Source organism: Parvibaculum sp. (assembly GCF_049671045.1).
In the GTDB taxonomy this organism is placed as follows: domain Bacteria; phylum Pseudomonadota; class Alphaproteobacteria; order Parvibaculales; family Parvibaculaceae; genus Parvibaculum.
On record NZ_JBATUH010000071.1, the window covers coordinates 1 to 14,537 of the forward strand.

Consider the following 14,537-nt stretch of genomic DNA (forward strand, 5'->3'; position numbering starts at 1 on the left):
GAATAGGTGCTTGCAAATTCGTACCAGAACTCGACGGCTGTCATGCGGGAGCCTCCTCCAGTGCCATTACGGCAAATTGGGGATCGGCCCCGCCCATCACAAGTGGGGAGCGCCCCTTGCCGCCGAACCGGATTTCCCTATGATGCGCCGCAAAATCTACCCGCCCCGGAAGGTGATGCGATGACCAGCGCGAAAGACGTGAAGAAAGTTGTGCTTGCCTATTCGGGCGGCCTCGACACTTCGATCATTCTGAAATGGCTGCAGACGACCTATGGCTGCGAGGTCGTCACCTTCACGGCCGATCTCGGCCAGGGCGAGGAGCTGGAGCCGGCGCGCAAGAAAGCCGAAATGCTCGGCATCAAGGAGATCTACATCGAGGATCTGCGCGAGACGTTCGTGCGCGATTACGTCTTCCCGATGTTCCGCGCCAACGCGCTTTATGAGGGCGTCTATCTGCTCGGCACCTCGATCGCCCGGCCGCTCATCGCCCGCCGCCAGATCGAGATCGCGCGGGAAACGGGGGCGGATGCCGTCTGCCACGGCGCCACCGGCAAGGGCAACGATCAGGTCCGCTTCGAGCTTTCCTATTACGCGCTCAATCCCGAAATCAAGGTGATCGCGCCCTGGCGCGAATGGGACCTGACCTCGCGCACCAGGCTCATCGAATTCGCCGAAAAGCACCAGATTCCGATCGCCAAGGACAAGCGCGGCGAAGCGCCTTTCTCGGTCGACGCGAACCTCTTGCACACCTCGTCCGAAGGCAAGGTGCTGGAGGACCCATCCGAGGAAGCGCCCGCCTATGTCTATCAGCGCACCGTCTCGCCTGAAGATGCGCCGGACAAGCCGACCTATATCGAAGTGGGCTTCGAGAAGGGCGACGCCGTTTCCATCGACGGCGTGAAGCTCTCGCCGGCCGCGCTTCTCACCAGGCTGAACGAGCTTGGCGGCCAGAACGGCATCGGCCGCCTCGACCTCGTGGAAAACCGCTTCGTCGGCATGAAGTCGCGTGGCGTCTACGAAACGCCGGGCGGCACCGTACTGCTCGCCGCCCATCGCGGCATCGAATCGATCACGCTCGACCGCGGCGCCATGCATCTGAAGGACGAACTGATGCCGCGCTACGCCGAACTCATCTATAATGGATTTTGGTGGAGCCCCGAGCGCGAGATGCTGCAGGCGCTGATCGACAAGAGCCAGGAAATGGTGACCGGCAACGTGCGCCTGAAGCTCTACAAGGGCTCGGTTTCGGTCGTCGGCCGTTCGTCGCCCTATTCGCTCTATTCCATGGCCCATGTCACCTTCGAGGAGGACGCGGGCGCCTATGACCAGAAGGATGCTCAGGGCTTCATCAAGCTCAACGCCCTGAGGCTTCGTCTTCTCGCAGCACGCAACAAGCGGATACAGGGCTGATGCGCATAGAAGCAATTCCCGTCGGCAAGAACCCGCCTCACGACATCAACGTCATCATCGAGGTGCCGCATGGCGGCTATCCGGTGAAGTACGAAATGGACAAGGCGTCGGGTACGCTCTTCGTCGATCGCTTCATGCACACGGCGATGCAGTATCCGGCGAATTACGGCTTCGTGCCGCACACCCTGTCCGACGATGGTGATCCGGTGGACGTGCTCGTCGTGAGCCGCATTCCGGTCGTCCCGGGCGCGGTCGTCCGTGTGCGCCCTATCGGCGTCCTGATGATGCATGACGAGGCCGGACAGGACGAGAAGGTCCTTGCCGTGCCGGTCGAGAAGCTCAATCCCTACTACAAGAACGTCAAGAGCTACACGGACCTGCCGGAAATCCTCATCCAGCGCATCGCCCATTTCTTCGAGCACTACAAGGATCTCGAGGAAGGCAAATGGGTGCGGATCGAAGGCTGGCAGGGCCCCGAGGAGGCGGAGAAGATCATCCTCAAGGCGATCGAGGCCGCGAAGGCTGCCGAAGCCTGAGGGAGGCCCCCCTCACACGTCGATCGAGAAGCCGAGCGTGCGGCTGATCTCGGTGAAGGAACGCCCGCTTTCCTTCCGCCAGCGCTCGAACGCCGCCTGCACGGCCTCCATGGCCTTGCGGGAGGATGGCGGCTTGTCGATCACCTGCGCCTCGATGAGAGCCGCGAGCACCGAGTCCGAAAGCACGAAGCTGTCGACGCCCTGAGAGCGCAGAAAATACTGCGCCGAGCGCCCGGAAAGCCGGCTGCCGCGCTTCTTCAGAAACTCCAGAAGCTCCAGATAGCGCTCCGGCGCGAAGGAGGCGAAGAAGGCTCCGGCCGAGCCATGCTCGCGCGCGAGCTCGACGATCAGGCGGGCATTCTCCACCGTCGCCCTGATCTTCGCCCCGTTGCGCACGATGCGCTTGTCGCTTGCGAGCCGCGCCATGTCGTCGCCCGAGTAGAAGGCGACGCGGTGCGGCTCGAAATGGTCGAAGGCTTCCTCGAAGCCCGGCCATTTCTCCTCGATCACCTTCCAGGAGAAGCCCGCCTGAAAGACGGCCCGCGTCATGGCGGCAAGCCAGCGATCGTCCGGTATTTTCCTAATGGCGGCGGAGGATCGGGGCTTTGCCAGCAGCTTTTCCAGCGCCGCCTCGCCACCGTGACGGCGCGCCGCGCGCGCATGGATCGTCTTGAAACTTTCCATCTCCGCCTCCCTTCTGTCCGATCATAGCGCCGCCGGCCGATCACGCCCATAAGGCCGCAAGCGGAGCATCGGGCCGTCAGGGCAGCGTCCAGCTTCCGTTGAGGCCGAAGACATTGCGCGCCACGTCCTGCGCCAGCGCGCTCCCCTCCCGGCTGTTGGTGAGCACGATGACGCCCGCGCGCCGCGCCGGGTCCATGACCATGAGGCTTTCAAAGCCCATGCGCGATCCGCGCGCCCAGAGCGTCTCGCCCGAGGCATCCGTCCTGATGCCGATGCCGAGCCCCCAGCCATAGGGCGGCTCGACCTCGACGCGCTCGGCGAGCATGCGCGCCCGCAACGCCTCGCCCACCCCCTTGCCGTCCAAGAAGCCGATCATGAAATGCGCCATGTCGCCCGCATTGGTGCGGAAGGAGCGCGCGACATTGGGCGCGCTGTCGAGGCCGAGCCGCGAAAAGCGCGGCACGCCGAGCATCCATTCGAAGAAGAGAAGGCTGATCGCGAAGGCGAGCGCGAGCGAGTAGCCGAGCGCCGCTCCCTCCGACGCTTCGCGCCCGCGCGAGATGACGCCGTCGCGCGAACTGATGACCCCGACGAGCTGGAAGATGTAATAGATCACGCCGCCGAGAAAACCGACTGCGAGCGCATAGGCGACAGATGTGGCGATGACGAAGGCGCCATGTGCAAGGCCGAGCCCGTACCAGACCACGGAGACGGCGAAGACGAGACCGGCCGTCAGCGGCCACAGAAGATCGCCCGGCTCGATCCGGCGCTGCAGGCCGAAGCGCACCACGCCCCAGACGAGCGCGAGCACGAGAAGCGCCGAGGCGCCGAAAGGCACATAGAAGAGAAGCACCGGAAAGCTCAGTGGCACATAGCCGCGCGCGAGGTTTGCCCGATCGGCGGCGCGAATGACGAAGCCGGAACTCTCCATGCCCAGGGGCTCGAAGACCCGCTTCGACATGAGTTCGCCGATGCGCTCGCCGGAAACAGCTTCCATCACATGCTGGAGATAGAGAAAGCCGACGGCCGAATGCGAGAAGCGCGTGCCGGGGGCAAAGCGCGTCGAGCGCCCCGGATGGGCGGCATTGTCGGGCAGCCCGGATGTGTGCGTCAGAACCTGGCGCAGCGTGACGAGCCTGTTGTCGTCGGCGTTCCTGAGCCATGGCTTTGCGAGATCGCGCGAGAGCGGCGCATCGAGAAAGAGAAGCTTGTCCTGAACGAGCCCGAGCGCGGCATAGGCCGCCACCGTCTCGCCGATCTCGCCCGCCTCGAAAAGAGTGGCAGGCGTCACCGGCGCGTCCGACCCCCTGTCCGCCTTGCCGAAGGTCGCCGAATAGATGATCGCGCCGTCCGAAACGATGGCGACGCTCGCGCCCGGCACGTCGAGCCGCTTCATCCGCTCCGGCACGAAGATGCCGAGCGCGCGGACCATCTCCTCGCGCGGCCATGCGAGCATCCCGCCGGCTGAGCGCTGATCTTCCGCGAACGCCGGATGGAAGGCCGCGCCAAGCATCGTCATCGCCGCGAGCAGGGCGGAAAGGATGAAGCGCGCCCTCGTCACAGAGGCGCATCCAGCGGAATGCGCGGCACCTGCCGCCTGAGACCGAGCGCATCGATCCGTTGCACGGTTTCGGCGTCGAGCGGGCCTTTCGCCTCGGCATCGAGAACATCCTCGAGCTCGCGGCGGTTCTTGACGCCGATGACGAGCGTGTCGACGCCTTCGATGGCGAGCGCATAGCGATGCGCGAGATGCGCCGGCTCCTCGCCGAGTTCGGCGGCAAGCGCGCGGAAGGGCGCCGCCTTGCGATAGTCCTGCATTTCGGGATCGTCGGCGGCAAGTGGCCGGTCGAGCGCCGCCGTCAGCGCGCCGGCCTGCACCGCGCGGATGCCCATGACGCCGACACCGTTGTTCCTCGCGGTGCGGATGATGTTGCGCGGCTCCGGCGGCTCCTGATAGCGCCTCATGCCGCCCGCGGAATCGAGCAGATTGGCGACCGCCTGCACGACGGCGGGTTTGGGCTCGCCACGCATGGCCTCCATGATCGAGCGCGGCAGGCCGGTGCCCGTGATCCCCCAGGCGCCGATGAGCCCCTTCGCCTTCAGCCGCTCGAAGGCCGGTATCACCTCGCCCGTATAGACCGCCCATGAAACGGCCGCCCGCTCATGCATCTCGGGCGCGCCTTCATAGACATAGCTGTCGGGATGGATATTGGAATGCAGGAAGAAGATATCCGCCTGCTCGCGCCTCAGCGTCGCAAGGCTGCGAAGGAGCGAGGCTTCGAGCCGGGCGGCAATGTCGCCGAAGTGGCGGGCGCCGATCATGCATTTCGTTGTCACGCGCAGATGGGACGGCCAGTTCCCCTCGAATGCAGCGCCGACAACTGCCTCCGCCTCGCCCCGGCCGTAAAGCGGCGCGAGATCGAGAAGCGTGATGCCGCGATCGACGGCGAGCTTCACCGTGGCGATCGCCTCCTCGCGCGTCGTTGGACCCCAGATCTGGCCGAGACCGCCGCCGCCCAGCGTCAGCGCGCTCACCGGCCACAGCGCTCCCAGTTCGCGCGTCTCCATCCGTCAGTCCCCGTCAGAAATCATCCGGCAGCGCCAGCCCGTGCTGGCGGCACGCCGCGATGACCGTGTTCCTGAGAAGGCAGGCGACCGTCATGAGCCCCACCCCGCCCGGCACCGGCGTGATCCAGCCCGCGACCTTCGCTGCCTCGTCGAAGGCGACGTCGCCGACGAGCCGCGTCTTGCCCTCGCCCTTTTCGGGCGCGGGAATGCGGTTGATGCCGACATCAATGACGATGGCGCCGGGCTTCACCCAGTCGCCGCGCACCATATTGGGCCTGCCGACGGCGGCGACGAGAATATCGGCCTCGCGCGCAAGCGCGGGCAGATCGCGCGAGCGGCTATGGGCGATCGTCACGGTGCAGTTTTCCCTGAGCAGAAGCTGGGCGACCGGCTTGCCGACGAGATTGGAGCGCCCGATCACCACCGCATGAAGCCCGTCGAGCGGCCCGCCGACGGCGCGCTTCGCCATGAGGAGGCAGCCCTCGGGCGTCGCCGGTACCATGGCGGGGAGCCCGCTTGCAAGCCGCCCCGCATTGAGCGGGTGGAGCCCGTCCGCATCCTTCACGGGATCGATCGCGTCGATCACCGCCTGCTGGCTGATATGGTCCGGAACCGGAAACTGCACCAGAAATCCGTGAACGTCCCCGTCGGCGTTCAGCTCACGAACCTTGGCAAGAAGCGCCTCCTGCGAAGTCTCGGCCGGGAGGCGGTATTCATAGGAATTCATCCCCGTCTCGCGCGTCGCTATCCCCTTGTTGCGGACATAGACCTCACTCGCCGGATCGTTGCCGACCAGCACCACGGCAAGCCCGGGCGTGAGCCCATGCTCGCGCTTGAGCCGCTGAACCTCCGCGGCGACCCGCGTCTTGAGAGCGGTCGCGCTGGTCTTGCCGTCCAGTATGTTGTCTGCGGGCAGTCGGGATGGGGAATTGGACATGGAGGCGCCTCGATCGAGAGTGGAATGCCCAGGCGCGCGGCGGGTCCGTCCCTGCGCTTCCCGGTGGTCAGGTCCACCTCGCATCGCCAGTCACGCAAGGAATGGGCCCGCATAATAAGGAGGGTGCGCGCGCTCCGCAATTCCCGCGGATGGGAAGCCTGCACCCGGCTGGACCCGATTGTCCCAGAGATATTGTCTCAGGCGAGCGCCTCGAACCAGGCGGCGATCCGCGCCCCGGCATCCGCGCCGTGAACGACGACAGTCTTTACCCGGCCGGTCTCGCCCGCGGCGATCTCCAAGGCGCTCGGCGGAAGGCCCCATGCCTTGGCAAGGAGCTTCACCACGGCGGCGTTGGCCTTGCCCTTTTCGGGGACCTCCTTGACCCGGACGCGAAGGAAACTCCGCCCGTCGGCATCGGTCCCGAGCCCGTCGATCTGGCTCGCCCCGCCCTTCGGCGTGACCCTGATGGCGACGGCCACCGCGTCGCCAAGCGTCCGCAAAGGCAGGGAGGGCGCCATCCCGCCCGTCAGAAGCCCGTCTGGAGGGAACCGTAGACTTCCCAGATCAGGTTCTGGACGAAGAACAGCAGGAGCAGCAGCACGACCGGGGAAATGTCGATCCCGCCGAGATCCGGCAGAATGCGCCGGATCGGCGCCAGCACCGGCTCGGTCACCCGGTAGAGCACGTCGACCACCGTGTAGATGAAGCGGTTCTGCGTATTGACCACATTGAAGGCGATGAGCCAGCTCAGCACCGCGCTGGCGATGATCACATAGATATAGAGCTGGATGACCTGGGTGATCAGGATGAGAAGGGATTGCATGGGCCTCTGCTTTTGCGAGCCTTGAATACGGAACCTTGCGGGCGGCATGGGCAGAACGCCGCCGGACCGCGCACCGTCCGGGTTTCAGATGTAAAGGGCGCGGCCGCGGCATTCAAGCCGCTTCGGCGCGCCCCGCCCGCCATCCCCGGCCCGGCGCCCCGGGGCGCCGATCTTTGACGCCCGCCCCTCGAGCGATCTCTTGACACATTCGCGCGCGCCCCCTAAAGAACCGGCTCTATCCGGGGCCGTAGCTCAGTTGGGAGAGCGCCTCGTTCGCAATGAGGAGGTCAGCGGTTCGATCCCGCTCGGCTCCACCATTTCCCGGAAAAGAGACTGGCCGATCGTCCGCCGGCGCGGCCCCCGGCGGGCACCCTCAGGGCGCGCTGACCGTGAGGGGCGGCAATGTGTGCAGCGTGTCGTGAGCCGGCGCCGCGCCCGACCAGGTCACCCGCCAGATCACATTGGCCATGTCATCTGAAACGAGCATGGTGCCGTCGCGCGCCTCGGCAAGCCAGACCGGCCTTCCCCAGACCTCCGTCGCCGCCTCCGCCGTCTTGTCCGCGCGCTGACCCGGCTGGCCGAAGCCCGTCATGAACGTCTCGTAGCCACCCTGCGGCCTGCCATCGCGAAAGCGGACCCGCACCACCTCATAGCCGGAGGGCCGCCCGCCCGACCATGCGCCGTGAAGGGCGACGAAGGCATCGCCCTTGTACTCCTGCGGAAAATCCTCGCCCTTGTAGAAGAGGAGGCCGAAGGGGCCGGACTGGGGCGCGAAAAGCACGTCCGGCGTCAATGTCTCCTGCACGAGATCCGGCCTCAGATCGCCGAATTGCGGATCGGGATGCGCGCCGAGATAGGCATAGGGAAATCCGTAGAATCCGCCGCGAACCACGCGCGTCAGATAATCGGGCACGAGCCCTTCGCCGAGCCCCTCGCGCTCATTGACCACGGCATAGAGATCATCCGTACCGGGATAGAACGCCATGCCGACCGGATTGCGCAGGCCGGACGCAAAGGTCGTTTGCAGATAGCCGTCCGCCCTGAATTTCTGGATCGTGGCGCGCGGATTTGCCTCCTCGGCCACGTTCCGCCTGCTGCCGATCGAGACGTAGAAATGCTTGCCGTCGGGCGCGAATACGATTTCGCGGGTGATGTGCCCGCCGCCCTCGCCAAGCGCGCCGGGGCGCGTCACCATCTCGCGCGGGCGCGCCTTGAGCGCGCCATCATCGAAAGGCAGGCGCCATATCGCGCGCCGATCGGCGACGTAAAGCGCCCCATCCCGGATCGCCAGGCCGGACGGCTCGCGGAAGCCTTCCGCGAAGACCGCCTTCGTCTCGGCGATGCCGTCTCCATCCGCATCGCGCAACGCCACGATGTCGCCATGGAAGGTCTGCGCGACAAGAACATCGCCATTGGGCGCGACCGCCATTTCGCGCGGGCCCGAGAGATCGCCGGCGAAGACGCTGACGTGAAAACCCTGCGGCACCTTCGGCAGCACGCCTTCGGGCCGGTCCACATTCTCGGCCACGACGCGCGGCGGCGCGGCGCTGTAGGGCGCGGGCAGATCGGAAAGGCGAAGCTCGTAATGCTGCCCCACCGTCTCATAGGGCCCGGCCTCGGCCGCAGCGCCTGCCAGCATGGCCGCGAAAAGCGACGCGCCAAGCAGCGCCATCCGCCGGCCGAAACGCGGGGCGGAGAACGGTATCGCGCGATGCCCGGTCATGTTTCGCATGAGACGATAGCCCTCGCACAAAGCCGCACTGGTCAGCCCGCGCTTTCCGCAGGCAGCCAGTGATCGATGAAACGCGACAGCCAGGCCCGAAGCCCCATGTCGTAGCGCATGCGCCCTTCGCGATGATGCGCGTCGGGCTGGGCGCCGGGGAGATGAAGGCGATGGCGGGCAAGCACGAGCCACGCATTCATCATCAGCGATGTAAGCTCGGGATGGAACTGGATGCCATAGGCCGACTTGCCATAACGCATGGCCTGCACCGGAAAATCCTGCCCCTCGGCAAGCTGCACCGCGCCGCGCGGCAGATCGAAGCCCTCCACATGCCATTGATAGACATATTGGGGATCTTCGAAGAGATGCGCGCCCTCGCTTGTCGGACGAACCGGGAAATAGCCGATCTCGCATCTCTTGTCCTCGCGGCCATAGACGCGGGCGCCGAGATTCTTCGCCATCATCTGCGCCCCGAGGCAGATGCCGAGATAGGGCTTCTCCTCCTTGAGCGGAACGGAAATCCAGTCCGTCTCGGCGCGGATGAACGGCAGATCGTCATTGGCGCTCATGGGGCCGCCGAAAATGATGGCTCCATCATGTGCTTCCATCGTTTCAGGCAGCGGATCGCCAAGCGCGGGGCGGCGAATGTCGAGCTCGCAGCCGCGCGCCCGCAGCTCCTGCGCCACCCGGCCGGGATTCGAGCGCTCCTGATGGAGAATGATGAGGATGCGGCGTGCCATGCTATTCGTCGATCTTGCCTCGCGACCGCCCGGTTTCGACACCTCGGCTTGCGGGCAGCGCGCAAATTATCCTGAGTTTATGCGCGACGGGCCCTCAAACCATCAATTGCCGGGCATGTATTATCCGGAGCATCGATCAACTTCTGGATCATGCTCTTGGCAAAATTATGTCCCTCACCCTTAAAGACAGGGTAAGGGACATTTTGGCCACACCTGCGCGCAGGCTCCTACATGGCGCTGATGCCGCCATCGAGCTTGATTTCCGCGCCGGTCATGAATTTCGACTCGTCGGAGGCGAGATAGACGACCGCATAGGCGACATCGTCGGGATCGCCGACCATGCCGAGCGGAACCTGCCTTGCGAGCTTCTTCACCAGATCCTCGCGCGACATGCCGCGCGCCATGCCATCGAGGATGGGCGTGTCGATGAAGGTCGGGTGGATCGTGTTCGAGCGGATGCGGTAGCCGCGCTTGGCGCAGTGGAGAGCGACCGATTTCGACAGCAGCCAGACGCCCGCCTTCGCCGCGTTATAGGCCGCCATATTGTGCCCCGCGATGAGGCCCGCGATGGACGAGGTGTTGATGATCGAGCCCGGCGCATGCGGGATCATGTAGGGGATCGCGTATTTGCAGCCGAGAAAGACCGAGTCCACATCGACCGCCTGCACGCGCTTCCACGTCTCGAAATCCGTGTCCTCGACCGTCGTGCCACCGCCGATGCCGGCATTGTTGAAAAGCACGTTGATGCCGCCCATGGCCTTGTCGGCGGCGGCGAGCGCTTCCTTCCATTGCGCTTCGCTCGTCACATCGAGCGCGACCGAAAACGCGCGACCCGGATAGAGCGCGTTGATTTCCTCCGCGACCGCGGCCGCGCCCTTCGCATTGATGTCGGCGACCGTGACCCTGGCGCCCTCCTTCGCGAGCATCAGCGCCGAGGCGCGGCCGAGCCCCTGCGCTCCGCCTGTCACGAACGCCATTTTTCCATCTACGCGGCCCATGGTTCATTCTCCTGTGAAGTTCGGTTTGCGTTTTTCGAGGAAGGCGCTGATCGCCTCCTGCTGATCCTTCGATGTCGCGGCGAGCGCGAACTGGTCGCGATCCATATAGGTGACCGCCTGATTGAGCGCCTTCGCCGCCATGTCGATCGACTGCTTGGACATGCGCACGGCAACGGGCGGCAACGCCGCGAAGCGGCGCGCAAGCGCCATCGCCGCGTCGAGCGCGCCTCCATCTTCCGCCACTTCTTCGATGAGCCCCCATTCGAGCGCCTGTGGCGCGGGGAGTTTTTCGCCGAGTATCGTGAAGAGCTTCGCCCTCGCCGGCCCCATGAGGTTCACGAGGCGCGGATTGGAATGCCAGCTCATATTCATGCCGAGCGGAACTTCCGGCAGGCGGAAAAAAGCGCTCCGCCCCGCGACACGGATGTCGCATGCCGCGGCAAGCGCCACCCCGCCACCGATGCAGAAACCTTCGACCGCCATGATCGTCACCTGTTCGAGCCGCTCCCATGCCGCGCACATCTCCGGCCCGATCCTGAGCGCGTGACGCCGGGCGAGAAGCCCCTTCTCCTTGCGCGAGGCAAGCTCCGGATCGGTGAGATCAGCACCCGCCGAGAAGGCGCGCGCCGTGCCGGTGATGACGATGGCGATGGTTTCGAGATCGTCCTCGAAGGAACGCGCAACCTCGGTCAGCTCGCGCATCGCCGCGGCCGAAAGCGCATTGAGGCCGTCGCCCCTGTCGAAGCGGACGAGTGCGACCCTGCCCTCGCGTTCGATCCGCGTGAATTCTCCCATCATCGATCTCCGAATTGGCCGGCGGAACCTTACAGCATCGCCGTGTTGGTGGGCACGCCGAGGAAGAGGCGCCCGGTAAGCTCATAGGTCGCGTCGCTCACCATCATATGCTGCGTGGCGACATGCACGTCGCGGAAGTGGCGCTGCAATGCCGAGCTGCGATAGACCGACGTTCCACCCGCAAGCGTATACATGAGATCGACGGTGCGCGCCGCCGCGCGCACGGCATGCGTCGTCGCGAGCCTGATGTCGCGGCGATGCTCGATCGTGATGGCGCCATCGCGCGAGGCGGCCTCCCATGCCGCTCCCACCGTTTCGGCGAGAAAGGCGCGCGCCGAACGCAGCAGCGCTTCCGCCTCCGAGACATCGAGATGCGCCTTGGCGCGGAGCGCCAGCGGCTTCGTCGAGCCTTGCGGCGTCTTTCCGCCTGCAAGGGTTACGAGTTCGTCGATTGAGCCGCGCGCAAGCCCGAGCGCCACGCCGGCAATGCCGATGCCGAGAAGGCCGAAGGTCGGGAAGCAATAGAGCGGCCGGTCGAGCGGCCTGTCGCCGATGAGACTGACCGAGCGGCTATGCGGCACGAAAAGGTCGCCAACTTCGAAATCCGTGCTTCCCGTGCCCGCAAGGCCCGAGACGTCCCATGTGTCGAGGAGCGTCACATCGGCGGCGGGAAAGATCATCATCCGGTTCTGCGGAATGCCCTCGGGCGCCATGACGGGCTTTCCGTCCTCGCCGAGAATGAGCGCCCCGCCCATGATGAAGGAGGCATTGCGCGAGCCCGAGCCCCATTGCCAGCGCCCGCTGACGCGATAGCCGGATATGCCGCCTTCCACAGCGGCGCGGGCCTGCCCGCGTGGCGCGAAGACGCCCGCCGTGATCGTCATCGGATCGCCGAAGATCGCGCGCGCTTCTTCCGGCCGCAGAAAGGCCGCGACCATGCCGCTCGTCGCCCCGATGAAAACGCACCACGCCGCCGAACCGTCGACGCGGGCGATCCTCTCCGCCACTTCGACGAGCCGCATGGGATTGGCTTCATGGCCGCCATAGGCGGCGGGAATGCAGAGCCGGTGAAGCCCGAGCCGCGCCGCATGATCGGCAAGCTCTTGCGGCAGGAAGCGATTGCGCTCGATCTCGTTCGAACGGCCCTTGAGCGCCGTGGCGAATTCTTCCGCCGCGATCAGCGGATCGGGAAGTTTCGCCGCAGTGGTTTCCTTCTCACCCATGCCCACTCCTTCAGGCCCCGAGCTTCAGCCGGTTGGCGATGTTGTTCTTCTGCATGTTGGAAGAGCCGCCGACGATCGGCAGACTCACCGCATCGCGCACATAGCGCTCCATGTCCATCTCGTCGGAAAGTCCGTAGGCGCCGGTGACGCGCTGGCACATCTGCGTGATCTCGGCCGCCGCTTCGCAGCAGAAGAGTTTCGCCATCGAGGTTTCGACGGAGCAGGGACGCCCCTGGTCGGCAAGCCAGGCGGCGCTGTAGAGCATGAGGCGCATGGCGCGGACCCTGGTGCGCGCCTCCGCGAGCGTGTGGCGGATCGCCTGATGGCCGGCGATGGGCCGCCCGAATTGCACGCGCTCCTCGGCATAGCTCCACGCATCGGCAACCGCGGCTTCCGCAAGGCCGAGCGCGCAGGCCGAAAGCTCGAGCTTCTCGACCTCGAGGGCGCGGCCCGCAAGCTGCTCCCAGCCGCGATCCCACATCTCCTCGCCGCCGAGAATATTTGCCGCCGGCACCCGCACCTCGTCGAAGGCGACATCCTTGGTCTCGACGCCGCGAATGCCGAGATGTCCGAGCGGCGTGGTCGTGATGCCCGGAAGCGTCGGCGGCACGAGCACGATGGAAAGGTTCTTGTAGCGCGCCTCCTTCGGCCCCGAGCGCACGAGGCAGAAGATGTAATCGGCGATATGCGCGCCGGTGCACCAGCGCTTGGCGCCGCTGATGACGACCTCCCCGCCCTCGCGCCGCGCCACCGTCTCGACCGATGCGAGATCGCCGCCGACATTGGGTTCGGAAAGTCCGTAGGCGAAGAGAAGCTTGCCCGCGGCGACCTTCGGCAGAAGCTCCCGCTTCTGCGCCTCGCTGGCGCTTTCACCGAGGTTCATTCCCGCATAGCAGACGGCCATGATGTAGGGACAGGCGACCGCGACCGAGCGCCGGGCGAGCTCCTCGATCACCGCCATGGTGGAATAGATGTCGATGCCCGCGCCGCCATAGCGTTCCTCGACGGTGAGTCCCATGAGGCCCATCTCGCCGAGCTTCGCCATCACCTCGCGCGGATAGATGTTGCCCCGGTCCCATTCCCGCGCCTTGGCGCGCGGCATTTCCGCCTCGACGAAGCGGGCGACGCTCGCCCGCAGCAGACGCACATGTTCCGGCTCGTCGAAATTCAGGGGAAGCCCGTCCATCTCAGCGGCCCTTGAAGACGGGCTTGCGCTTTTCGAGGAAGGCATGCACCGCCTCGCGGTGATCCTCGGTCGCGAAGGTCTGCATCTCATAGGCGACCGAGGCATCGAGGATCGAATGGGCGAGCTGCTTCAGGCCGATATTGACCGCGACCTTGGAATATTTGATGGCCATGATGGCGCCGCCCGCAAGCCGCGCGGCGAAGGCATCGACCCGCGCATCGAGTTCGTCGTCCGGCACGACATGATTGACGAGGCCGATGCGCTCCGCCTCGCGCGCGGGCACGGGATCGCCGGTCATCAGATATTCCTTGGCCCGCGCATAGCCGACGAGTTGCGGCCAGATGATCGCGCCGCCATCGCCCGCGACGATGCCCGCGCGCACATGCGGGTCCGCGAAGCGCGCGCTCTCGCCCGCGAAGATCACATCGCACATGAGAGCGAGCGTCGCGCCGAGGCCGACGGCTGGCCCCCGCACCTTTGCGATGATCGGCTTTTCGAGATCAAGAAGCGAGAAGACGATGCGCTTGGCCTCGGCGGCGTCAGGCCCGGCCTCGCCATTCTCGAAGGAACGCTTCATCCAGTTGAGATCCCCGCCCGCGGAAAAGACCGCGCCTTCGCCAGTGAGGATGACGACATCCGATCCTTCGTCGCGCGCCGCATCGAGAAAGATTTCCGAAAGCTCGCGATGCATCTCGCCATCGACCGCATTCATGAGCTGCGGATTGGAAAGCGCGAGCGTGAGCACGCGGCCCTGCCGGCTCGCCTTGATGCGCCTGTAGCGCGCGAAGTCGATTGCGTGATGCTCCCCCGCCATCACATCCTCCCCTTTGTTTCGCAGATTGTGGCGCTGAACTCCGGCGATGAAAAGCGCGGCCTTTGCTCGCATGCGAAGGAGCCCGCAAAAAGCAAAACCC

General features: G+C 65.6%; 15 protein-coding genes, 1 tRNA gene and 1 riboswitch. Of the genes, 3 read left to right on the top strand and 13 right to left on the bottom strand.

The features are described 5' to 3' along the window. Positions 1-180: 180 nt before the first annotated feature. Entirely contained in the window at positions 181-1,410 is a 1,230-nt protein-coding gene (locus WBG82_RS08765) for an argininosuccinate synthase (protein ID WP_424423841.1), read from the top strand. Then, positions 1,410-1,946 carry an inorganic diphosphatase gene (gene ppa, locus WBG82_RS08770; RefSeq protein ID WP_424423844.1) on the top strand — a complete coding sequence of 179 codons (537 nt, stop codon included), beginning with the start codon at positions 1,410-1,412 and terminating at the stop codon, positions 1,944-1,946. The genes WBG82_RS08765 and ppa overlap by 1 nt, the downstream gene beginning before the upstream one ends. A gap of 12 nt (positions 1,947-1,958) precedes the next feature. Here ppa and WBG82_RS08775 read toward each other — a convergent pair whose 3' ends face one another. From WBG82_RS08775 to WBG82_RS08800, 6 genes are all read right to left on the bottom strand, one after another. After that, entirely contained in the window at positions 1,959-2,630 is a 672-nt protein-coding gene (locus tag WBG82_RS08775) for a DNA-3-methyladenine glycosylase I (RefSeq protein ID WP_424423847.1), read from the bottom strand. Between the two features lie 76 nt (positions 2,631-2,706). Beyond that, on the bottom strand, positions 2,707-4,191 hold the full coding sequence (locus tag WBG82_RS08780) for a serine hydrolase domain-containing protein (protein ID WP_424423849.1): 1,485 nt from the start codon (positions 4,189-4,191) through the stop codon (positions 2,707-2,709). Next, positions 4,188-5,198, bottom strand: a complete 1,011-nt coding sequence (locus WBG82_RS08785) for an aldo/keto reductase (protein ID WP_424423851.1) — start codon at positions 5,196-5,198, stop codon at positions 4,188-4,190. Before WBG82_RS08785 ends, WBG82_RS08780 begins: the two co-directional genes overlap by 4 nt. A gap of 13 nt (positions 5,199-5,211) precedes the next feature. Continuing rightward, positions 5,212-6,135, bottom strand: coding sequence for a bifunctional methylenetetrahydrofolate dehydrogenase/methenyltetrahydrofolate cyclohydrolase FolD (gene folD / locus WBG82_RS08790; RefSeq protein WP_424423854.1), 924 nt, complete (start codon positions 6,133-6,135; stop codon positions 5,212-5,214). Positions 6,136-6,154: 19 nt separating this feature from the next. Continuing rightward, a riboswitch (ZMP/ZTP riboswitch) is annotated at positions 6,155-6,239 on the bottom strand. 93 nt (positions 6,240-6,332) lie between these two features. After that, entirely contained in the window at positions 6,333-6,653 is a 321-nt protein-coding gene (locus tag WBG82_RS08795) for a DUF167 family protein (protein WP_424423856.1), read from the bottom strand. A gap of 8 nt (positions 6,654-6,661) precedes the next feature. Further along, a complete protein-coding gene (locus tag WBG82_RS08800) occupies positions 6,662-6,958 on the bottom strand; it encodes a YggT family protein (protein ID WP_324301370.1) in 297 nt (98 codons plus the stop codon). A 241-nt stretch (positions 6,959-7,199) separates the two neighbouring features. Between WBG82_RS08800 and WBG82_RS08805 the strand changes: the two genes are divergently transcribed. After that, positions 7,200-7,275: transfer RNA gene (locus tag WBG82_RS08805), tRNA-Ala, on the top strand. Positions 7,276-7,331: 56 nt separating this feature from the next. Here WBG82_RS08805 and WBG82_RS08810 read toward each other — a convergent pair. From WBG82_RS08810 to WBG82_RS08840, 7 genes are all read right to left on the bottom strand, one after another. Next, on the bottom strand, positions 7,332-8,690 hold the full coding sequence (locus WBG82_RS08810; protein ID WP_424423859.1) for a PQQ-dependent sugar dehydrogenase: 1,359 nt from the start codon (positions 8,688-8,690) through the stop codon (positions 7,332-7,334). 32 nt (positions 8,691-8,722) lie between these two features. Continuing rightward, on the bottom strand, positions 8,723-9,463 hold the full coding sequence (locus WBG82_RS08815; protein ID WP_424423862.1) for a glutamine amidotransferase: 741 nt from the start codon (positions 9,461-9,463) through the stop codon (positions 8,723-8,725). Between the two features lie 185 nt (positions 9,464-9,648). Beyond that, positions 9,649-10,419, bottom strand: a complete 771-nt coding sequence (locus WBG82_RS08820) for an SDR family oxidoreductase (RefSeq protein WP_424423864.1) — start codon at positions 10,417-10,419, stop codon at positions 9,649-9,651. 3 nt (positions 10,420-10,422) lie between these two features. Further along, positions 10,423-11,217, bottom strand: coding sequence for an enoyl-CoA hydratase/isomerase family protein (locus WBG82_RS08825; protein ID WP_424423867.1), 795 nt, complete (start codon positions 11,215-11,217; stop codon positions 10,423-10,425). A gap of 26 nt (positions 11,218-11,243) precedes the next feature. Then, positions 11,244-12,437: an acyl-CoA dehydrogenase family protein gene (locus WBG82_RS08830; protein ID WP_424423869.1), complete on the bottom strand. Its 1,194-nt coding sequence runs from the start codon at positions 12,435-12,437 to the stop codon at positions 11,244-11,246. Between the two features lie 10 nt (positions 12,438-12,447). Next, on the bottom strand, positions 12,448-13,623 hold the full coding sequence (locus WBG82_RS08835) for an acyl-CoA dehydrogenase family protein (RefSeq protein ID WP_424423872.1): 1,176 nt from the start codon (positions 13,621-13,623) through the stop codon (positions 12,448-12,450). 1 nt (position 13,624) lies between these two features. Further along, positions 13,625-14,437 (bottom strand): enoyl-CoA hydratase/isomerase family protein, encoded by an 813-nt coding sequence (locus WBG82_RS08840; protein ID WP_424423874.1) that lies wholly within the window; start codon positions 14,435-14,437, stop codon positions 13,625-13,627. Between the last annotated feature and the right edge of the window lie 100 nt (positions 14,438-14,537).